The organism is Ilumatobacter coccineus YM16-304 (assembly GCF_000348785.1).
GTDB lineage: Bacteria > Actinomycetota > Acidimicrobiia > Acidimicrobiales > Ilumatobacteraceae > Ilumatobacter_A > Ilumatobacter_A coccineus.
Map to the genome: position 1 here is coordinate 3,269,313 of NC_020520.1, position 21,709 is coordinate 3,291,021.

The following is a 21,709-nucleotide window of genomic DNA, read 5'->3' on the forward strand; positions in this document are numbered from 1 at the left end:
CACCTTCCTGCATCGCGAGTCCGATGTGGGAAGGTGGCGGGGTGAAGATCTCCGACGTCACGACGTTCGTCATCAAGAACCCGCCGCCCGCGTTCGGCGGCAAGTACTTCATCGTGGTCAAGGTCACGACCGACACCGGCATCGTCGGATACGGCGAGATCTACGCCGCCACGTTCGGCCCGCACACGATCAAGGCGATGGTCGACGACGTGGCCGCTCGCTGGGTGTTCGACCAGGATCCGAGCCAGATCGAGCTGATGTGGCGGCGGATCTATTCGAGCGGCTACTCGCTGCGCCCCGACCCGACCCTCGTCGGCATCATGAGCGGTATCGAGATGGCCTGCTGGGACATCGTCGGCAAGGAGGTCGGCAAACCGATCGCCGATCTCCTCGGCGGGCGGGTGCACGACCGTCTCCGCACCTACACCTACCTCTACCCGAGCGCGGGTTGGCGCGAGGTGTACACGAACCCCGAGCACGCTGCTGCTCGTGCGGTCAACGAGGTCGAGCGCGGGTTCACCGCGTTGAAGTTCGACCCGGCGGGGCCGTACACGGCGTTCGACGGCCACCAGCCGAGCCTCGACGACCTGGCGCTGTCGACGCAGATGATCTCGGCGATCAAGGGCGCGGTCGGCACGAAGGCCGATCTGCTGTTCGGCACGCACGGTCAGTTCACGGCGTCGGGTGCGATCCGCATGGCCAAGGCGATCGAGCCGTACGGCCCACTGTGGTTCGAGGAGCCGACCGCCCCAGATCAGCCGGAGGAGATGGCGAAGGTCGCACGGCAGACCACGATTCCCATCGCGACCGGTGAGCGCCTGACCACCATCTCGGAGTTCGCCGCGCTGGCTCGCCACGGGGCCGCGTCGATCTGGCAGCCGAACCTCGGACGCTGCGGCGGCATCCTGGCGGGCAAGAAGATCGCGGCGATCGCCGAGGCCAACGGCTGCCAGATCGCTCCGCATCTGTACTCAGGCCCGATCCTCGGTGCGGCGAACGTGCAACTCGCGGCCACCTTGCCGAACCTGCTCATCATCGAAGGCATCCGTGAGTGGGGCGGCTTCCACGCCGACCTCCTCACCACGCCGATTCAGTGGGAGGAGGGTTACGTCATCCCGTCTCGCGAGCCCGGGCTCGGCGTCGAGTTGAACGAAGAGGTGGCGCTCGCCAACCCCTGGCCCGACGGCGACGGCGGCCCCCTCCACCTCAGCATGGAACCCACCCCCATCCGTTGATGCACGCGATCCTCGGTATCGCACTGTTCGCATTCATTGCCGAACTGATCTTCGAGTTGATCTTCGAACTCGTCGGGCAGATCATCGTCGAACTGTTCGGCGAACTGCTCCGCAAGATCTTCAGCGATCCGGATCTGCGAACGGCACTTCCGTGGGTGGCCGCCGTGTTCTCGGGGCTCGGCACCGGTGTGTGGCGCGGTTCGCTCGCCGACGAATTGACGTGGGGACTCGTCGCAGCGTTCACCATCGCCGTCATCGCGACCGTCGCTGCGCTCTGGTTCCGGCCGACGGGTTCACCGCCGAACTCGGTCGTCCGCCGCGTGTTCGTGTGGTGGCCAGCGAAGCGATCAGCCTGGTTCGCTGCGTTCAACCTGTGCTTCGTCATCGGATACCTGCTCGCGGCCTGACCCGGAGCGACGGCTCCGTATCATCGACCCCATGACGTCCGAGACACACCGCCGCAAACGGTGTCAGACACGGCCTGACATCCGTTGACCCCGTCATCCGGTGTCAGACACCGATTGACCGAACTCGGCACCGGCATCGCTCCGTATCATCCACCCATGACGTCTGAGACAACCCGCCGCAAACGGTGTCAGACACGGCCTGACACAGGAAACCCTCACCGACTCGGCCCAGCGGCCGGCGCCGCGAGCGCCAGCGAGCCAGCCTGGCGTCATTGCTCGCACCTCCCATTCGCAAACGCACGTCTTGGCGGGCAATGACTGCCTATACCGAGCCGGAGTTCTTGCCGTGGGACGGGCGGCGGGTGCCGTTGACGTTCGTCGGCGGCTACCTGGGAGCCGGCAAGACGTCGGCGATCAACGAGTTGTTGGCGGCATCTGATCGGCCGATCGCGGTGATCGTCAACGATGTCGGGGCGATCAACATCGACGCCCGCCTGGTGAAGAAGCGCAACGGCGACACGTTGGAATTGACCGACGGCTGTGTGTGCTGTTCGTCGATCGACGGGTTCGGTGCGGCGTTCGATCAGATCCGGGCGCGTGCGGTGCCGCCCGAGCACATCATCGTCGAGCTCAGCGGTGTGGCCGAGGCGTCGAACGTGATCCCGTGGGGCAACTCGGCGGGCTTCCTGCTCGACGGCGTGGTGATCGTTGCGGCGGTCGATCAGTTGGTCGACACCGGTCTGCCCGGCTGGGTCCGTCAGCACATCGATCGGCAGGTGTCGGAGGCCGACATGATCGTGTTGACGAAGACCGACCTGGCCGATCGTCCGACGACGACCGCGGCGATCGCCCGTCTGGGCGAGCTCGCTCCCGGGGTGCCGGTGGTCGACGGTGGTCTCGGTCGCCGCGAGCCGGAAGCGCTCGGCCGGTTCCTCGCGCTCGGCGGGCACCGGGCGGGCGACATCGCCGCCGTGCCGGGGCCGACGCTGTTCGACCTGCACCAGACCGACATGATGCCGATCGACGGTCCGCTCGACCGGGGCGAACTCGAGGCGCTGCTCGATCAGCTCCCTCGCCACTTCGGCGGACAGATCGTGCGAGCGAAGGGCGTGGTGGCGACGCCCGACGACGAACGGTTGCTGGTGCAGATCGTCGGTTCGCGACGCGAGATCTCGGTGCTGCTCCCGTCGGAGCGGCAGGATCCGACCGACCTCGTCGTCATCTCGCTCCGTCAGTGACCAACCTGGTTATTTCGATCCGGGATGGAAACAACCAGGTTGTCAGCGGAAGTCGCGGCTGGTGGTCTTGCCGGGGAGCGGCAGGGGTGCGAGGTGATCGGCGACGATGTTGATGACGCCTTCGCTGCGTTCGAGCCTGCCGCGGATCAGCATCGCCGGGGCACCTCGGGCCACCTTGCGGAACCGAGCCCAACAGCCTTTCGACACCACCACGTTGATGAGACCGAACTCGTCTTCGAGGTTGAGGAACGTGGTGCCCTGCGCGGTCATCGGCCGTTGACGATGGGTGACCACGCCAGCGACTCTGACCGTGGAGGTCGGCTCGGCGTCCCACAGCTGCCGCGAGGTGAGCACGCCCAACTCCTCGAGCTCGCGACGCACGAAGATCGTCGGATGCCCCTCGGGTGACACGCCCGTCGCCCACAGATCGGCGATCGCTTCTTCGACCGGGGTCATCCCCGGCAACCGCGGTGCATCGGCACCGGTGACGATCCCCGCGAGCCGTCCGGGCCGCGACTGCGCGGTGGCGCCCACCGACCACAGCGCTTCGCGACGGTCGAGGCCGAGCGACTCTTCGAACACGCCTGCCGTCGCCATGGCTTCGAGTTGGCCGAGCGTGAGCATCGGTACGCGTCGCACCAGGTCTTCGGTGCTGGTGTACGGGCCGCCACGATCGCGTTCGGCTTCGATCTCGTCGGCGAGTTCTTTGCCGATGCCGCGCACCGACGAGAGCCCCAGCCTGACCGCGAGCCCTTCGTCGAGCGACCGGTCGACCGCCGGTGCGGTGGCGAATCCGTGCGACACCGGCCGGGCCGTCGACCCGAGCGAGTCGGCGTGCGGTTCGAGCGTCGCCCACGACAACGACGCATTGAGATCGGGGGTGAGCACCACCACACCGTGGCGGCGAGCATCTTGCACCAGCGTGTGCGGCGACCAGAACCCCATCGGCTGCGCGTTGAGCAGCGCCGCGCAGAACGCCGCCGGCTCGTAGTGCTTGATCCAACTCGATGCGTAGACCAGGTAGGCGAACGACACCGAGTGCGACTCCGGGAACCCGTAGTTGGCGAACGCCTTCAGCTTCACGAAGAGCTGGTCGGCGATGTCGCCGGTGATCCCGTTCTGTTCCATCCCTTCGTAGAGACGGGTCTTCAACGCCTCCATCCGGCGAGCCGACCGCTTCGACCCCATCGCTTGGCGCAGCTCGTCGGATTCGGCCGGCGTGAACCCGGCGATGTCGATCGCCATCTGCATCATCTGCTCTTGGAACAACGGCACGCCCAGGGTCTTGGCCAACGAGTTCTCGAGCAGCGGATGCAGATACGTGACCGCCTCCTGGCCATTGCGGCGACGGATGTACGGGTGCACCGACCCGCCCTGGATCGGCCCCGGCCGGATGAGCGCCACCTCGACGACGAGGTCGTAGAACTTGCGCGGCTTGAGCCGCGGCAGCGTCGCCATCTGCGCTCTCGACTCGATCTGGAACACCCCGACGGTGTCGGCGCGGCACAACATCGCGTACACGTCGTCGTCCTGCGGGATCGTGGCCAGGTCGACGTGATACTTCCGATGTTCGGCAATGAGGTCGACCGCGTAGTGCAGCGCCGAGAGCATGCCGAGCCCGAGCAGGTCGAACTTCACCAGGCCGGTCGCCGCACAGTCGTCTTTGTCCCACTGCAGCACCGAGCGCTTCTCCATCCGCCCCCACTCGACCGGGCAGACCTCGATGACCGGCCGATCGCAGATGACCATGCCGCCGGAGTGGATGCCGAGATGACGCGGCGCGTCTTCGACCTCGGCCGCAAGCTGAAGAACCGGAAGTGGGATCGTGCAATCGGGTTGGTCGGCGGTGGCGCCGACGTTGCCCCAGGCGTCGACTTCCTTCGACCAGGCATCTTGCTGACCGGGTTCGTACCCGAGCGCCTTCGCCATGTCACGGATCGACGAACGCGACCGATAGGTGATGACGTTGGCGACCTGTGCCGTGTGATGGCGTCCGTACGTCTCGTACACGTACTGGATGACCTCCTCACGGCGGTCGCTCTCGATGTCGATGTCGATGTCGGGCGGACCGTCTCGCTCCGGTGACAGGAACCGTTCGAACAGCAGACCGAGCGACACCGCATCGGCGGCGGTGACCCCGAGGGCGTAGCAGACCGCCGAGTTCGCGGCGCTGCCTCTCCCCTGGCAGTAGATGTTCGATCGGCGGCAGAACTCGACGAGGTCCCACACGATGAGGAAGTAGCCGGCGAAGTCGAGTTGCTCGATCAACGCGAGTTCGTGGTCGATCGTCTTCCAGGCTCGGGCGCGCAACGACATGTCTTCGTGCGGTGGCGGCCGATCGCCGTACCGCTGCCCGGCCCCTCGGGCCACGACCTCGCGCAAGAACTCCATCTCCGACAGACGCGACCCGTCGGGCTGCTCCGGACACGGGAACGGCGGCAGCTTCGGGGCGACGAGGGCGAGGTCGAACGCTGCGGCTCGTCCGACCTCGGCCGCGATCTCGACCGCACCCGGGAACCGCTTGAACCGTTCGGCCTGCTCGGCACCCGACCGCAGATGTGCACCCGCCGACGACGGGAGCCACGCATCGACGTCGGTCAGGCTGCGCCGAGACCGCACCGCTGCGAGCGCGGTGGCCAGCTTGCGCTGTGCGGGAGTGGCGTAGTGGACGTTGTTGGTCGCCACGCACTCGACGCCGACTCGCTGGGCGAGCTCGTGGAGGCCGTCGTTGCGTTCGGAGTCGGCGGGGTCTCCGTGATCCCACAGTTCGACGAGCACTCGGTCGGAGCCGAACGCATCGACGAGTCGACGCAGTTCGCGTTCGGCGGCCGCCGGCCCGTCGTTGACCAACGCTGCGGGTACCGCACCTTTGCGACAACCGGTGAGCACCCAGCCGTGGCAGTGCGTGTCGGTGACCAACCCGTCGACGATGTCGTCGAATGCGAACTGTGGAGCCCCCTTCTCCCCCGCCAGATGGCCCTGACTGAGCAACCGCGACAACCTGGCGTAGCCGTCGGGACCGTCGGCGAGGACCACGAGGTGTGTGCCGGCCGGGTCGGGAGCGTGCGAGTCGGGCACCAAGCCGGTGTCTATCTGCATCTGCGTGTCGGCTTCGGTCCGGGCGACTCGGCGGTCGAGCAGTCGCCCGTCGGGGCGAGCGGTGAGGGTGATCTCGGTGCCGAACACCGTCGGCAACCCGACGGCCTTGGCCGCTTCGGCGAACCGGACGATCCCGTAGAACCCGTTGTGGTCGGTGACCGCCAACGCCTCGAGGCCGAGACGGGCCGCTTCGCTCGCGAGCTCTTCCGGGTGCGAGGCGCCGTCGAGGAACGAGAAGTTGGTGTGGCAGTGCAGTTCGGCATAGGGAACGCGGCACTCGCCTCCACGATCAGCGGAGCGGCCAGACAGATCGTCGGGTGCTTCGAACGGCTGGCGTTTGCGGCTCCAGGCCGGACCGTCGCCACCGGCGTTCCACGACGGCGATCCGGGGGCGCGACCGTCTCGTCCGGTGCGCGGAGCCTTCGGTGTCGGACTGCGCCCGGTGGGCGTGTCGGACAACGTGGCCTCGAGTTCACTCCATGACCAGGAGGGGTTGTTGAAGCCCATCCACCCCAGTATCGAACACATGTGCTACGAACACAAGTTCGATCGAGTTGGATTCTCGGCGGCATCCACACGGTGCTCAGGCGGCACTCTCCATGCAGTGGTCGAACGTCACGCCGACCGGGCGCTCGTGGGGCATCGCATCGGTGACGCGCTGCGTCATGATGGGCCGTTCATGAGTTCCGAGTCGGCGGCGAGACTGCACCCCAAGGTCGTGTTGGCGCTCGTCTGCCTGATCGCGGCGTTGATCGGTCTCAACTTCACCGTCATCAAGTTCGCCCTCGAACGCACCACACCACTGCTGTTGGCGGGCATGCGCACCGTGGCGGGTGGCACGGCGCTGCTGACCTTCGCGTTGGCTCGCGGTCAGCGACTCCCGACGAAGCTCGGCGACTACGGCCGCATCTTCGTCGTGTCGTTCAGCATCACCACCGTGTCGAGCGCCCTGCTGGTCTTGGGCATCGAGCGGGTACCGGCCGGCGTGGCGTCGCTGGTGTCGAGCACGATGCCGCTGTTCACCGCACTGCTCTCGTTCGCGCTCCTCGGAGCCAGAGTGAACCGGCTCGGAGCGGTCGGACTGATCGTCGGCTTCGCCGGCACGGCCGTCTTGGCATCGCCGTCGCTGTCGGGCGACGCGGCGGCCACCGGTATCGGGATGCTCGTGCTGTCGGCGGTGGCCTGGGCCTTCGGCACCGTGTTCATGCGGTGGAAGGACTTCGGCGGGATCAGCCCGATCATGATCGTCGGCGTCCAGTTGTACATGTCGGCGGCGATCCTGATCCCTCTCGCCCTCGTCACCGAGGGCACTGCCGACACGACCTGGTCGTGGAAGCTGCTACTCCCGGTGCTGTACGCCGGGATTCCGGCCAACGCCGTCACGTTCGCGTTGATGGCGTTCGTCACGCAGCGTGCCTCACCGACGCAGGCAGCGGCGAGCGCCTATCTGATTCCGGTGTTCGGCGTGGTGTTCGCCTGGCTGATCCGTGACGAGGTGCTCGGTCTGACCGAGTTCGTCGGCGGTCTCCTCGTGATCGCCGGCGTCTACGTCGTGGTCACCGCCAACACCCGCCGCCACGCCTGAGACCGTCACGACGATTTTCGGCCAGGCCAGATATCACCCTGTCGCCGCCGGCCACCACCCTGGGTGACGTGAAGGTGATTTTCGGCCAGGCCAGAAATCACCTTCTCGGTCGGTCTGAGGGTGATTTTTGGCCAGGCCAGAAATCATCCCGAGGGGGCGAGGTGGCGCAGGATGGTCTCGACGCCGGGGTCGGCCAACTCGATCGCGTCGTGCCAGGAGAACCAACCGATCTCTTGACTCTCACCGTCCGGCGGCGCAGGGTCGGATGTTCCACCGTCGATCAGATAGCGCAGGTCGAGGTGCGTGTGGCCACGGCCTCCGGCGTGGACGTCGAGGTGGATCAACTCCGGCACCCCATCGGCATCGAACGGACCGGCGAACGACACGTCGAGGCCGGTTTCTTCTGCCGATTCGCGCAGTGCGGCAGCCCACGGCGTCTCGCCGGGATCGACGTGACCACCGGGTTGCAACCAGATGCCGAGGCGCTTGTGCTTGAGCATGACCACTCCGCGTGGCCCCACCACGATGCCCGATCCGGTGACGTGGATCGGGCTGGATTCCTGCGACAGCGGATCGTCGAGATCGTCATACGCCGCAAGGAATCGCGCTCTCGACGTGACCTCGCGTTCGTCGAGTCCGACACGGGCCTCGACGTCGTCTCGAATCCGGGAGCGAAGCGCGTCGTCGATCACCTCGTCAGGTGTAGCAGGCGCCGCCGGAAATGACATCTCCGTAATTTGTCAACATTTCATCTTCAAGTTCAGACAGAACGGGGCCGATACAAGCTCATACCTCAGAACACATCAACCTTGAACACCGGTTCGGCGGATCCGGAAGGGCTCCCAATGCACAACGACATCAACATCTCATCTCGGATCATGGTCGCAGTCGACGATCACGACCTGCGCCGTGTGGCCGTGGCGGGCCTCAGAGCCTCCGGGTTCTGCGTCAGCGCACCGACCGATGGAGATGCTGCCATCCTCCTCGCGGAGTCGTTCTCCCCCGATGTCGTCGTGGTGGATTCGTTTCTCTTCGCCCCCGACGGACGACCACTGCACGAGAAACTGCGCGAGTCGTCCGAGCAGTACCTGATCTGCATCACCAACGAAGGCCAGCATCGCCTCCGCACCTCGGTCATCCAGTCGGGTGCCGACGATGCGATGTCGATGCCGGTCCACGCCGACGAACTCGCCGCACGCTGCCACGCGCTTCTCCGCCGACCGCGCCAGATGCAGCAACGAGTGGATTCTCAGGTCGCCTCGACGATCGTCCTCGGACCGCTCGTGATCGATCTCGGCCGCCGTGAGGTGCGAGTCGACGACGAAGAGGTGCAGACCACCCGTATCGAGTTCTCGTTGCTCGAACAGCTCTGCCGCCGCCCGACCGAAGTGTGCACTCGCGAGGACCTCCTCGACGCCGTGTGGGGTCCGAAGTGGGTGGGCGACACGCACGTCGTCGACGTGCACCTGTCGAACCTGCGTCGCAAGCTCGACAAAGCCGCTCCCGGCACCAAGGTGATCCACACCGTTCGCGGTGTCGGCTTCCGCCTCGCCAACGACGTCACCGACGCACTCGAACTGTCGCCGGTTCGCGCCGCGACGTTCGCCTGAACGACCCGACCCCCAGACGTCCCCTCGACGTCACCTTCGAGCGACGCGCTCACCCATCTGACGCTGCGCGTTCGCTGTCGCGTCAGTCGTACACGGCGGTGAGCCACCAGCGTCGGTGCTCGGCGACCACCAGCGCCGCGTGACGCTCTCCCGACTCGTCGGCCTCGGTGACCATCTGGAACCGCGCGAGCCGACGATGATTCGCCGGCTCCCACCACTGCTGGTCGACCGGCCACGGCCCGGCCCACGACTCGATGCGTCGCACTTTGCCGCGGCGCCACCCCTCCTCTTCGCTGCCCAGCATCACTCGCATGACCGCCGGGGGCGCCGACACGATGCCTCTACCGTTGACCGACACCGAGAGACCGTCGGCATCGAGCACTTCGACCGGACGCCCGTCGCCGTACACCGTTGCCGGTGACGGAGCCGGCAACGAACCCGGCCACGGGCCGTGCGGACCGGCCCCGGTACCGGCACGCGACACCGCTCGTTCACGTTGATCGAGATCGACCGTGGTCGCCGGCACCCACCGGTACCGATCGGCCGGCAGACGACCGCCGTGCCAGACCGGCACCGTGACCGCCTGCTCGGACGTGAGCGTGGTCAGCCGTGCGATCGCCCGGGCCGCTCGCCGGTCGGCTTCCGACTGCCCACCCCACAGCCCGAGTTGCACGCCCTCGTCGGCGCGCACCTCGTCGGGGGTCAACCGGATGAGCGCAACGCCACCGGTGATCTCGTTCTCGCTGCCGCGCGGCAGGTTGATCCACCCGTCGAGTTGCCATCGCACCCGCTCGACCATCGCCGATGCCGACATGCCGGCCGACCGATACCACGACCGTTCGGAACGTTCGCCGTGTTCGGTTTCGAGCAGGACGACGAGACGGGTGCACACTCGCCCGTCGGCGCCGAGCGCACCGGCGAGTTCGTCGGCCAACTGCTTGGCGACGAAGACCACGGCGTCGGACTGACCCGCCGCATCGTCGAGCACTCGAGACAGACGCCGTTCGGGCGCCGGATCGGTGGTGTTGGCCGGGCGATGATCGGCTCCCGACGCCAAGCGATGCGCATGCACGCCGACGTGCCCGAAGCGCCCGAGCACGTCGGCGGCCGACAACGCAGCGAGGTCACCGAGGCGACGCATGCCGAGCCGGACGAACAGGTCGGCGAGGTCGGCGTCGACTTCGCCGAGCGTCTGCAACCACCCGACCGGCAACGGCGAACAGAAGGTCGCCGACTCCCCCGGTTCGACCACCACGGGCGACGATCGACGCACCGCCAACCGAGCGGCCACGCTCGCCGAGAACCGCCCGTCGGCCACCCCCACTCCGACCGCCACCTCCCGGTTCGAGAGCGCGCGTCGCACGATGTCGGCCAGGTGCTCGGCGGTGGCCAGGTCGCCTCCGAAGTAGCGCGACGGCCCGACTGCGGCCACGGTGAGCCAGCCGGGTTCGACCACGTCGACGCGCGGCGCGACGTCGGCCACCGCCCGGACCACCGACTCGAACTCTCGAGCATCACGAGCCGGGTCGTCGTCGAGCAGCTCGATGAGCGGACAACGTTGTTGCGCCTGTCGACGACGCTGCCCGATGACCACGCCCTCACTCGCGGCAGCGGTCGACCGGGCCACGACCCGATGCGATCGCATGACCGCTGCGGGCACCTCGGGCCGGCAGCCGGCAGCGACGATCGGCCAGTCGGGGCACCAGATGGTGATGAATCGCTCCGGACGTTCGGATGGCTCCGACGATCGTGACGGCCCTGACGGCCGTGGCGCTCGTGCGCTGGCATCGTCGACGCCGGTGTCGGCGCTCATCCGGCAGCGAGGTGGTCGTCGTGGAGGCCGGCACGCATCTCGGCCAGGACTTCGGCCTGCGGGTCGAGTTCGACAGCGTCGACGGCACGGCCGACGGCCAGGTCGTCGCCGGCGACGACGGCGAGCGCCGACTCACCCGAAGCCACCCCCGCACGTAGTGCGACGCGGCCGGCGGCTCCGACCAGCTCCAGCGAGCAGCGCTGCGCTCGAGGCTGGCGACGACCCGCCGCTTCGATCTCGATCTGACGGCAGCGGAGGTGGCCGAACCCTTGCCCGAGGCCCTCCCAGACGGTCCGCTGCGTGGTCAGCGTGATGTCGCTCCCCAGGGCACCGGCATCGCCCAACACGAGGACCACCGCCCCGCGTTGCTGCACACGGGAACCGAGCTTGCGGACCGCCGCCGGGCGGCGATCGGTGCGCAACGACGCCGGGACCCGGGTGACGACGATGTCGAAGCCGTCGACGGCAGCACCCATCACGTCGATCCATTCGGCTGCCAGGCGATCGGAAGCAGCCTCGGCCGACGCGTCGGAGGACAGCCGCGGGTTGCTCTCGATCCGGACGATGCGTTCGAGTGGCACCCCGAGCTCGGCGGCCGCGTCGGCTCCGAACGTGTCGACGTCGACCACTGCCATCCACGCGCCCTGCGCCAGCGCCTCGCTCGCCACCGAGAACGCCATCGACGATGCCGCCGTGCCGCAGCACGACAGCACCCGCCCGCGGACCAGTGCCTGCTCGGGAAACAGGCCGCTGAGCGGCTCGGCGATCGGCAGCGTCCGCTCACGAGCGAACGTGACCGGGGCGACACGTTCTCCGAGCTGCGCGAGCACGTCGCTCAACGCGTCGTGGTCGGAAGGAATATCATCACGTGCTGCCAGTTCCATCCTTCGAAACCGTATCGAACACCTGTTCGATACGCAAGGGGCCGGCGACGATCGTGCCGTGTCCAGCGGTGACGCCCGCGATGCGTCCGGCGGCGACGTCGAGTGAGCGGCGAATGAGCGTCGGTGACGGTCGAGCGGCTAGCGCGTCAGCCGCGCCCACGACATGAGCAGCGCGTGCAGATCGGCTCCGTTCGCCGCCCAGCCGTCGGCCCCCAGCGACATCGCATGCTCGCCGTCTCGCACGACGCGACCGCCGACGATGATCTTGGTGGCCGGATCGGCCTCCTTCATGGCCGCGCACGCTGCGGCAGCCGAGTCCAACGACTCGCTGTTGGTGACGGAGATGCCGACGGCCACGACATCGGCGGCCTTGGCGGCGTAGACGAACGACGCCGACGGCGTGTTGGCCCCGAGGTCGAGCACGTTCCACCCCCGCAGTCGGAGCAGGTCGCCCAGGATCGCGACAGGAAGGGCATGGGTCTCGTCGGCCGGCGCACCGAGCACCACCGTGCCGCGTGACCGGCCTCGGCGGGAGAAACGGTGCCCCAGGCGACCCATGATCCGCGTGACGATCCCGCTCGCCGCATGCTCGACCGCCACATCGAGTTCGCCGGTCTCCCAACGTTCGCCGATCGACACCATCGCCGGTGCGACGACGTCGAGATACAGCCCGTCGAGATCGGCACCGGCAGCGAGCGCCGCTTCGACGACGCCCCACGCTCCGGCACCGTCGGCGGCGACCAGACGGGCCTCGAAACGCTCCGCCCAGGGCGCCGGAGTACCACGTTCGACGGGGCCGTTCTGCTCACCGTCTCGAAAGCGCTCGACCGCATCGGAACCGACCTGCCAGGTGCCACCGACCTTCTCGGCATCGAGGAGTCCGAGCCGCACGTACCGGTACGCGGTCATGTAGTGGACGCCGAGTTCTTCGGCGGCTTCGTGAAGAGTCAGCGTCGTTGCCATCAGCAAAGGCGCAGGCTAGATCGGCCTCTCGACGACGCGCCCAACCGTGCGCAGATTTGGTACTTCGAGGCTTACTTGTTGTTCCAGCGCTCGCGAGCTTCGCGAGCACGGACCAGCAGGTGCATCGGCACCTTCTTCGCCGCTTCGGTCAGCGCGGCGTCGCCACCGGCTGCGGCGGCGTCGTCGCCACCGGCCTCGGGCTCGTCGGGCTGGAGGTCTTCGAACGACGGCGGCGTGACGCCGGGCTTCCAGTACTGGTAGAGGTCACGAACGATGTCGGACAGACCGTCGGAGTCGTAGCCCTTCTCGAGGTCGACCGTGATGATGTTCGAGTAGACGTGCACCCCGGCGACACGGCCGGTGGCGAACAGTTGGCGAGCCAACTCGTCGGACGGCGACGCGCCGTACGCGTCGAGGACCGAACGGAACCGTTCGTGCCCTTGGCCCGACAGCGTGCGGTTGACTTCGTAGCGCACCACACCAGGTGTTGCGCTCGGCTTCTCGGTAACGGCGACCAGCTGACCCATATCGCACGCCAGGCTAGTGCGCGGGCCTCCGACCTACGCAGCCTGGTTGGCGAAGATCATCACGTCGATCGCCACGAGACGGGCATCGGAGGTGCCGGTGACCGCGACGATCACACCCTCTCTGCCCCCGGCGACGGCGATCGTGTACCCCGCGTCGACCCGGCCGTCGGGGGTGAGGTACGAGCTGAAGCCGACCGCTTCCTCGCCGACTTCACCGACGGGTTCGATGCCCGAGCGCAGGTACCAGTCGTTGCGCACCTGGTCGACGGGGACGAAGAACACCTCGGCCGAGACCGATCCCGACTCGATGAGACAGGTCGACTCGTCGACGTCGGTGCTCGTCGCTGCGGATCCGCCTTCGTCGGCGACGATCTGATCGATGCCGAACGGGTCGAGTCGCTCGCAGGCAGCGGGGGCCGGCTCCACCGTCGGTGGCGGCGGGGGCTGGGTCGTGTCGGGCGACGGCTGCGGGTCGCCGACCAGTTCGGTCGTGGGCGGCACCGGCGTGGTCGCCGGCTCGTCGGGGTCGACCTCGGGAGGCGGCGGCGGAACGAGGGTCGGGGCCACTTCGATCACGCCGTCTCCGGAGTCGCCGGTCTGCCCTTCGATGGTCGACGGCGGGACGGTCGGGACCGGGCGCATCTCACCGGTGGTCTGGGTGAAGGGCTCGTCGTCGGCGTCGGTGGACGGCGTCGATTCCGTCACCGTGACCGGTGCGGACTCCGACGACGACTCGTCGTCGCCGCTGCACGCAGCCATCGACAGCGCCGCCACGGACGCGAGCACGATCGATTTCAGCATCACGATCGAACGGTACCGCCCCCGAACCCGCCGCACGGGGCACTGCCCACCCGGGGCTCAATAGAGCGCGGCGGCCAGCACGTCGGGGAACTCGTCGGGGGTCGTGGCCATGACCGTGGCACCGAGCGCGACGAGGGCTTCGGCGTGCGCGTGATCGTGCGCCGGGGTGCCTTCGTCGCTGAGCGCGAGCAGCACGATGACGTTGACACCGGAGGCCACCATCTCGCCCACACGCTGCCGCATCAGGTCGCCGTTGCCACCTTCGTACAGGTCGGAGATGAGCACGAACACGCTCTTGCGCGGGCGCTCGATCTGGCGTTGGCAGTACGTGACCGCCGACGCGATGTCGGTGCCGCCGCCCAACTGCACGCCGAACAGCACCTCGACCGGGTCGTGGAGGAACGGCGTGAGGTCGGTGATCGCCGTGTCGAAGGCGATGAACCGGGTGCGCAGGGTGGGGAGCTGTGCCAGCACCGCGGCGAAGAGCGAGGCGTAGACCACCGACTCGGCCATCGACCCCGACTGGTCGACGGCGATGACGACGTCTCGCGCCAGGCTCTGCTGGCGGCGCCCGTGGCCGATCAACTGCTCGGGCACGATCGTGCGCTGCTCGGGCAGCCAGTGCTTGAGGTTGGCAGCGATGGTGTGCGGCCAGTCGATGTCACCGGGCCGCGGCCGCCGGGTCTTGGCCGACCGGGCCAGCGCTCCGGTCACCGCGCGGCGGGTCTGGTCGGTCAGACGGGCCTCGACGTCGGCCAGCACCTTGGCGATGACCTGCCGGGCGGTGGCCCGGGTCTCGTCGGGCAGCATCTTGTTGAGTTCGACCAGCAGCGTCACGAGGCCGATGTCGGGTTCGATCGCCTGCAGCAGCTCGGGTTCGAGCATCAACTGCTTGAGGTCGAGTCGTTCGACGGCGTCGCGTTGCAGCACCTTGACGACGTCGGTCGGGAAGTAGCGGCGGATGTCGCCGAGCCATCGCACGACGCCGGGCTTCGATCGGCCGAGACCACCGCTGCGCTGCCCCGACGCCTTGCGGCCGCCGCTGCTCTCGCGGTCTTGGCGGTCGTAGAGCGCACCGAGGGCGGCGTCGATCCGGCGGTCGTCGCCAGTCAGCCCTCCCGGTGCCCCGGATCGATCGGGTGCCGACGCCGACGAGCCACCATCGGCGCTCCCGTCACCCGGGCCTTCGGCGCTCCCGTCGGCACCGTCGTCCGCCGCTTGAGCGTCGCCGGTCTCGCTGTCGGCAGGATCGGACTGGCTGCCGAGCACGAGCAGCCATCGGCGACGCCGCTCGGCATCCGACACGCGAGGCAGCGGCAGGTCGTGGCGCTCGACGGGGGCGAACGTCGGCGGCGTCCGGCCGGTCATGTCGGCACCCGTTCCACGGCCACGCCCGACGCAGCACTCGCACGGTGCGGTGTCGATTGCTCATCGTCGTGTTGCGCGACGCCGAGGAGGTGGCGGACGGTGATCAACACGGCGGCCGCACGGTCGGGGTCGACGTCGTCGCCGAAGCCGGTGGCCCGTTCGACCGGGCGCCCCATGAGCAGCGCCATCAGCTGGCGACGTTCGGCTGCTTCGAACCCGCCGAACGTGCGCCGCAGCAGTGCCATGACGGCTTCGAACGCTTCGGGGCGCAGCGACGACAGCCAGCGGTCGACCACGCCGAGCAGTTCGGTGTCGTGGACGAGCACCGTGCCGGATCCGGCCAGGAACCCCTCGACGAACGCTGCGCCGACGAGCGGAGGCGTGCCCGGCGACAGCGCCCGGCCGAGTCGTCGCTCGACCTGTCCGGCATCCCAGACATCGCCGTCGTGCAGCAACCGGGTGGCGCGGCCGGCGATCAGCCCTCGCCCCGAAGATTCCGACCGCTCCCCCGAACGCTCGGCGAGCTGTGCCAGTACGCGCGGGAACGCCTGCCGGCGGGCGGGATGATCGAGCATCGAGAGTGCGGTCTGCACGGTGGTGAGCCGCTCGACCATCTGTGCTGCCGCGTCGTCGTCGAGCGACGAGCATGCTGGCACCAGCGCGGCGAGCACTCGCACGACGAGGCCGTCGAACACGTGGCGCAGCGAGGACGCATCGGTCGCTCGGACGTCGCCGTACCGCATGGCCGACGAGAGCGGAGCGAGCACGTCCATGAGGTGCCCCACGTCGGGGTCGGTGGCGGCCTGGTCGGCGAGCCGCCGCACGCACGGCTCGACGGCGTCGGGCAGGTCGGCGAACAGGCCGAGTTCGAGCACGCCGACCAGCTCGGGGAGGCTCTGCGCCGCTTCGGCCCGCTCGATCAGGCGGGCCTGCGCCGCCGACTCCACGGTGGTGCCGTACCCCGATCGCTCGACGAGCCGGACCGACAGCTCGGGTTCCCACGAGAGTCTCCACGTCTCACGGAAGGTGCCCGACGAACCGCGCCCCTCTTCGGGAACGCCCCACGGCACCCCGAGTGCGAGCAACCGATGCAGCAGGTGCGACTTGCGTAGTCCCGCCGGGGTGCGCAGATCGACCTCGACGACCTTCGTCCCGGCTTCGGGTTTGAGACGCGCCGACTTCTGCGACTTGGCGAGATCACGGGCGAGAGGCACCTGCGGCGCACCGTCGGGCACCGCACCGAGCGCGTCACCCACCACCAACTCGGCGTCGATCACGTCGAGGCCGCCCATCACCGCGTCGGCAGCGTCGAGCACTTCGCGTAGCCCCGGACGTGGACGATTGCGCATCGACGCCAACGTGTCGGCGAGTCGGGTGCCGGCGATGAGGTGGTCGGGCGACGCACTCAGGCCGCGTTCACGGAGTGCGTGCGCCGCATCGACGAAGAACCGTGCGACGCCGTCACGACCCGGATGATCGAACACGTGCCGGTACCAACCAGGGCTGTCGACCCCGGCGCCATACCCCGACGACGTCGTGAGCCGTCGGTGCGTCCAGGGCACCCAGGCCGCCGCGACCTTGACCTTCTTCAGCCCGCGCAGGGTTGCTGCGTCGACGCCGACTGCATGCGCATCGAGGTCGAGCGCCGGCACGTGCCACGCTCCGCACACCACAGCGATCGTGCGGTGACCGTCTTTGATGGCCGCGCGCATCGCTCGCCGCATGTGCGCCTCGCGACGCTCCTCCGATCGTGACGGCACCGTGCCGTCACGAGCTGCCGCCATCGCTTCGGCCACCGCGTCGAACGCGGGCGTTCCGTCGCCGCGGTGTTCGATGACGTCTTCCCACCATCGTTCGGGGTCGGGGTCGCCTGCCGCGTCGGCCAGTTGGCGCAGCGGATCGGGTGGGGCGCCGTCGGCGACGAGTTCGTCGGCGTCGTCGTCTCGGTTGGCGAACGTGATGGCGAGCGGCAGGTCGATCGCGCGCACCTCGACCTCACGCTCGTTGGCCCACGCCACCGCCTGCCACTCGGGGCTGAACCGAGCGAACGGGGCGAAGATCGCGCGCGCCGGCTCGGCGACGACGTATCCGAGGAGCGCCACCGGAGGTTCGAGCCCGGGTTGCCCGATCCAGGGCAGCGCCGGCTGCACGTCGGCCGGTGCTTCGACGAGCACGATGTCGGGATCGAGCGCGTCGAGCGCGGCCACGACCGAGCGGGCCGAACCCGGCCCGTGATGGCGGATGCCCAGAAGATGGACCTGCACCGGCCGCGCCTCGGATGCGGCGACGGCCTCGGGCGCAGCCTCGGGCGCAGCCTCGGACTCAGGCATCCAACTCGCGGCAGGCGTCGTAGAAGTCGGCCCAGTCGGGGCGCTCGCTCACCACGCCTTCGAGGTATTCGCGCCAGGCGACGGTGTCGTGGATCGGGTCGCTGACCACGGCTCCGACGATGCCCGATGCGACATCGGTGGGCGCCAACTCACCGTCGCCGAAGTGCGCGGCCAACGCCAGCCCGTTGGTGACGACCGAGATCGCCTCGGCCGTGGAGAGCGTGCCGGTGGGCACCTTGAGGCTCGTCCGCTCGTCGGCGGTCACCCCGTTGCGCAGCTCTCGGAAGATCGTGACGACGCGCCGGATCTCGTCGGCCGCAGCGGGCACGTCGGGCAGTGCGAGCGTGGCTCCCAGTTCGCTGACCCGGCGCGACACGATCGCGATCTCCTCTTCGACCGTGGCCGGGAGCGGCAGGACCACGGTGTTGAAGCGGCGCCGCAGCGCGCTCGAGATGTCGTTGACACCTCGATCACGGTCGTTGGCGGTGGCGATGAGGTTGAACCCGCGCACCGCCGACAGTTCGCTGTCGAGTTCGGGGATCGGGAGCACCTTCTCGGACAGGACCGTGACGAGCGCGTCTTGCACTTCGGGCGGCATACGGGTGAGTTCTTCGACGCGGACGATGGTGCCGCGCGACATGCCACGATGGATCGGGCTCGGCACCAGCGCCGCCTCGCTCGGGCCTTCGGCGAGCAGACGCGCGTAGTTCCAGCCATACCGCAGCGTTTCTTCGGTGGTGCCGGCGGTGCCCTGCACAAGGAGTGTGGAATCGCCGCTGATCGCCGCCGCCAGGTGTTCGCTCACCCACGTCTTCGCCGTGCCGGGCACGCCGAGCAGCAGCAGCGCTCGGTCGGTGGCCAGCGTGGCGACGGCGATCTCGATGAGTCGCTGTTTGCCGACGTACTTGGGCGAGATGACGGTGCCGTCGCTGAGCTCGCCGCCGATGAGGTAGCGCACGACGGCCCAGGGCGACAGCTTCCAACCAGGGGGACGGTCGCGGTCGTCGAGTCGGTCGAGTGCCGCCAGCTCGTCGGCGTAGTGCAGCTCCGCGTGCGGGCGCAGCACATCGGGCGAGGTCTCACTCATGCTGGCCGACACTACCGATCACCTGTCACAGAGTTCGGCGGCGCGAGCAGGTGATGTGTCAGACCGACAGTTCGTCGAGCATGCGGTGCCGGGTGAGGGCCAGATCGGCGAGCACCGATGCGAGGCCCGCCCCCGACGAGTGTGGGTCGACGTTGTCGAGCGCGTCGATCAGACCGGGCAACCCAGCCGGACTCATACGCGCGATCAGGTTGACCAACACGGCCCGATGGGCGTGTGAGAACTCGCCCTGTTCGATGCCCGCCCCGACCGTGGCACCGACCTGCTCGCCCGGCGCGTGGAGCAGGCCGAGCAGCTCGGGTGGAATGGGCAGATCGACGAGCTCGCCGATGGCCTCCGGGTCGACCGACCCCTGCTTCGTGCAGGCGAGATCGGGGAGCTGTTCGATCAGCCACTCGGCGGCAGGCCCGGCCGCGACCATGACGCGAGCGTGGCGCACCGGGTCGGATCGGTGCCGCTGCAACGCCACCGGCACGAGTTCGGCCGAGAGCCGCCAGCCGTTGGCGATGAGCGTCAGCATCCACTCGTCTTCGAGCACTCCCCACGACGTCGTGATGTGATGCCAACGCTCGGTGGCCGCAGGCACGCACTCGCGTCGCTCGTCGGTGTCGGGAGCGCTGGTGAGCGCGACCGGCGGACCGGGCAGGATCGCCGCTCGCCGCACTGCCGTACACGCCGCGACCTGGGCCAGCATCCGTTCGGAGGGTGCGGCGCGTGCGGTGTCGGCCACCAGTTGGGCCAGCGGCCCGTCGGCGTCGGGCGGGTCGCGGCGATCGGTGCCCAGCAGTGCGGCCGTCACCAGGTTGCGCCACTGCTCGGCCATCGGCATCGCACCGTCGGCTCGGCTCACGTCGTCGACCGGAGTGTTCATCAGGCGGCTCCCACGAACGACGAGTCGGCACGCGGCCCGATGTCGATGGTGCGGTCGGGCAGGTGCAGCGAGAGCGGCGTGACGCCGTGGGGCGTCCATTCGATCGTGAGCTCGGCGGGGCGGCCACCGGTGACGGCGAGCAGCGTGGCCAGCCCGGAACCGGCCTGCACGCGACGGGGCGAATCGAGCAGCGGCACGCTCGCTTCGTGGTCGGTCAGCAACCAGCGGTCACCCGATCGGGCCAACGCCGCCGTGACCGTGGTGGGCACCCGTTCGAGCCACGGTTCGGCAACGATCATCCGTCCGATCTCGTCGCACGCCTGAGCGACGCTCTGCGTGGGCGGACGAGCCACCACGGGTTCGCCGTGCCGGAGGCCGACGAGCGCACGCAGCGCCGGACCGGGATAGCGGTGCAGGTCGGCGCGGAGGGAGGTGCCGACCTCGAGCGAGGTGTCGAGGCTCTGCTGGTAGGCGGCGAACGAGAGCAGCAACGCCCACCGGCCGCTCGTGGTGCCGCGCAGCCAGTGGCGGCGCACTTCGATGCGGTCTTCGCGCACGTCGCTGCGACCGGCGACGACCCAGTCGTCGGTGTCGGGAACGCCGCCGAGCACGTCGGCTTGGCGAACCTGCCAGCCGACGGTGGTGGCCACGGCGTCGGCCAGTGAGTTCGGGAGTTGCCCGATGCGACGGCCGGCTTGCGACAGGAGGTGCAGGATGCCGAGTTCGGCCAGCACGTCGTCGTGCCAGTCGGCCGACGCTCCGACCAGCCCGGCGAGCCGGCGGATGCGGTTGGCGAGGCTCCCGGCCTGTGCGTCGACGAGGCGAGCGGCCAGGTGATCCCAGGTGGCGTAGCGAGCGAGCGCCGGGTCGGCGAGGCCGGTGCGGATGCGGTCGTCGAGCCAGCGGTCGAGTTCGGTGAGCCCGGCCATCATGCGTGCGATGCGCTCGTCGCGAGCGGCGTCACGTTCCTCGTCGGATGGAGGCGGTTCGGGCAGCGGCGCGTCGTCGTCGATCGAACCTCCGTCGGCACCCGACGTCGAATCGACATCGGGCTCGGAGCCGGCCGCCTCGCCATCGGGAGCACGCGCGTCGGCGGGGGCATCGGCCGCCTGCTGCTTCGCGAGCCGACGGCCGATCCAGGCCTCGACCTTGGCGGTGGGCACACCATCGGGAACCTGCCCGTGCGCCCACATCAGCAACAGCGCGAGCGCGTGCTTGCACGGCGTCTTGCGGCTCGGGCAGGTGCACCGGAAACCGACCGACACGTGATCGACGGCGGTGTCGTACGGCTCGGCCCCACTCCCCTTGCACGAGCCCCACACGACACGATCGTCGGCGCCGAGCCCAGCCCATCGGTTGGGCGTGGACAGCGGCTGCGCGTTGGTGATGGCGGCCGGGTTGGGAGCGACCGACTCCACCTGTTCGACCGACCAACGCGCGCTCACGCCGCCGACCATACCGATGCCCTGTCACAACGTTCCGACACGTCACCGACCATCAACGGCGCGGCGTTCCGAGCAGGCGCTACTCGGAGTACCAGACGGCCAACGTGAGGTGCGACCACGACATGTTCGGGTGCGACACCTCGTGGGTGTTCTCGATCGTGACGTTGGGATGCGCGTCGAGCCAGGCGTTCACCTCGTTCTCGAGGCCCTCCAGGTTGGGCTTGCGGTTGCCGGCTTTCGACGAGAACAGTTTCAGTTTCATGGTGCGCTCGACGGTAGCGGCTCGGCGTCTCGCGGCCGACGGCGCCCACGGCGCCCACGCACGCCAGCGCCAGCGCCGACGTCGTCCCGATCCCGCAGCCGCATCGCTACCGCTGGCCAACCGATCACAATCCGGCACCCACCGTCGCGACCGTCCATGATGGAGC

At 68.8% G+C, this 21,709-nt stretch carries 18 protein-coding genes; 5 read left to right on the forward strand and 13 right to left on the reverse strand.

Annotated elements, in window-relative coordinates:
• The first annotated feature begins 41 nt into the window (after positions 1-41).
• From YM304_RS14735 to YM304_RS22710, 3 genes are all read left to right on the forward strand, one after another.
• On the forward strand, positions 42-1,235 hold the full coding sequence (locus YM304_RS14735) for a mandelate racemase/muconate lactonizing enzyme family protein (RefSeq protein ID WP_015442498.1): 1,194 nt from the start codon (positions 42-44) through the stop codon (positions 1,233-1,235).
• Positions 1,235-1,642 (forward strand): hypothetical protein, encoded by a 408-nt coding sequence (locus YM304_RS14740; protein ID WP_015442499.1) that lies wholly within the window; start codon positions 1,235-1,237, stop codon positions 1,640-1,642. The genes YM304_RS14735 and YM304_RS14740 overlap by 1 nt, the downstream gene beginning before the upstream one ends.
• 314 nt (positions 1,643-1,956) lie before the next feature.
• Complete coding sequence (locus YM304_RS22710; protein ID WP_015442500.1) at positions 1,957-2,880, forward strand: CobW family GTP-binding protein; 924 nt, start codon at positions 1,957-1,959, stop codon at positions 2,878-2,880.
• Positions 2,881-2,922: 42 nt separating this feature from the next.
• Here YM304_RS22710 and YM304_RS14750 read toward each other — a convergent pair whose 3' ends face one another.
• Positions 2,923-6,486: an error-prone DNA polymerase gene (locus YM304_RS14750; protein ID WP_015442501.1), complete on the reverse strand. Its 3,564-nt coding sequence runs from the start codon at positions 6,484-6,486 to the stop codon at positions 2,923-2,925.
• A gap of 172 nt (positions 6,487-6,658) precedes the next feature.
• Between YM304_RS14750 and YM304_RS14755 the strand changes: the two genes are divergently transcribed.
• Positions 6,659-7,564, forward strand: a complete 906-nt coding sequence (locus YM304_RS14755; protein WP_015442502.1) for a DMT family transporter — start codon at positions 6,659-6,661, stop codon at positions 7,562-7,564.
• 143 nt (positions 7,565-7,707) lie between these two features.
• On the opposite strand, the gene YM304_RS22715 is transcribed toward YM304_RS14755, so the two are convergent.
• On the reverse strand, positions 7,708-8,292 hold the full coding sequence (locus YM304_RS22715) for an NUDIX hydrolase (protein WP_015442503.1): 585 nt from the start codon (positions 8,290-8,292) through the stop codon (positions 7,708-7,710).
• A 117-nt stretch (positions 8,293-8,409) separates the two neighbouring features.
• On the opposite strand from YM304_RS22715, the gene YM304_RS14765 reads away from it, so the two are divergent.
• On the forward strand, positions 8,410-9,174 hold the full coding sequence (locus tag YM304_RS14765) for a response regulator transcription factor (protein WP_015442504.1): 765 nt from the start codon (positions 8,410-8,412) through the stop codon (positions 9,172-9,174).
• 82 nt (positions 9,175-9,256) lie between these two features.
• Here the strand turns inward: YM304_RS14765 and YM304_RS14770 are convergent, their stop codons facing one another.
• The 11 genes from YM304_RS14770 to YM304_RS14825 form a co-directional block, all read right to left on the reverse strand.
• The gene (locus YM304_RS14770; RefSeq protein WP_015442505.1) at positions 9,257-10,987 is read right to left on the reverse strand and encodes a Y-family DNA polymerase; all 1,731 of its coding nucleotides are present in this window, start codon (positions 10,985-10,987) and stop codon (positions 9,257-9,259) included.
• Positions 10,984-11,871, reverse strand: coding sequence for a hypothetical protein (locus tag YM304_RS14775; RefSeq protein WP_015442506.1), 888 nt, complete (start codon positions 11,869-11,871; stop codon positions 10,984-10,986). Before YM304_RS14775 ends, YM304_RS14770 begins: the two co-directional genes overlap by 4 nt.
• Positions 11,872-12,009: 138 nt before the next feature.
• The gene (locus YM304_RS14785) at positions 12,010-12,834 is read right to left on the reverse strand and encodes a cobalamin-dependent protein (RefSeq protein ID WP_015442507.1); all 825 of its coding nucleotides are present in this window, start codon (positions 12,832-12,834) and stop codon (positions 12,010-12,012) included.
• 71 nt (positions 12,835-12,905) lie between these two features.
• The gene (locus YM304_RS14790; protein ID WP_015442508.1) at positions 12,906-13,361 is read right to left on the reverse strand and encodes a hypothetical protein; all 456 of its coding nucleotides are present in this window, start codon (positions 13,359-13,361) and stop codon (positions 12,906-12,908) included.
• A 33-nt stretch (positions 13,362-13,394) separates the two neighbouring features.
• Positions 13,395-14,165: a hypothetical protein gene (locus YM304_RS14795; protein WP_162142079.1), complete on the reverse strand. Its 771-nt coding sequence runs from the start codon at positions 14,163-14,165 to the stop codon at positions 13,395-13,397.
• 54 nt (positions 14,166-14,219) lie between these two features.
• Positions 14,220-15,530, reverse strand: a complete 1,311-nt coding sequence (locus tag YM304_RS14800) for a VWA domain-containing protein (RefSeq protein WP_015442510.1) — start codon at positions 15,528-15,530, stop codon at positions 14,220-14,222.
• On the reverse strand, positions 15,527-17,860 hold the full coding sequence (locus YM304_RS14805; protein ID WP_015442511.1) for a DUF5682 family protein: 2,334 nt from the start codon (positions 17,858-17,860) through the stop codon (positions 15,527-15,529). The genes YM304_RS14800 and YM304_RS14805 overlap by 4 nt, the downstream gene beginning before the upstream one ends.
• Positions 17,853-18,947, reverse strand: coding sequence for an ATP-binding protein (locus YM304_RS14810; RefSeq protein ID WP_015442512.1), 1,095 nt, complete (start codon positions 18,945-18,947; stop codon positions 17,853-17,855). The genes YM304_RS14805 and YM304_RS14810 overlap by 8 nt, the downstream gene beginning before the upstream one ends.
• Before the next feature lie 58 nt (positions 18,948-19,005).
• Positions 19,006-19,836: a DUF5691 domain-containing protein gene (locus tag YM304_RS14815; protein ID WP_015442513.1), complete on the reverse strand. Its 831-nt coding sequence runs from the start codon at positions 19,834-19,836 to the stop codon at positions 19,006-19,008.
• Positions 19,836-21,281 carry an SWIM zinc finger family protein gene (locus tag YM304_RS14820; protein ID WP_162142080.1) on the reverse strand — a complete coding sequence of 482 codons (1,446 nt, stop codon included), beginning with the start codon at positions 21,279-21,281 and terminating at the stop codon, positions 19,836-19,838. The genes YM304_RS14815 and YM304_RS14820 overlap by 1 nt, the downstream gene beginning before the upstream one ends.
• 79 nt (positions 21,282-21,360) lie before the next feature.
• Positions 21,361-21,543, reverse strand: a complete 183-nt coding sequence (locus YM304_RS14825) for a hypothetical protein (RefSeq protein WP_015442515.1) — start codon at positions 21,541-21,543, stop codon at positions 21,361-21,363.
• Between the last annotated feature and the right edge of the window lie 166 nt (positions 21,544-21,709).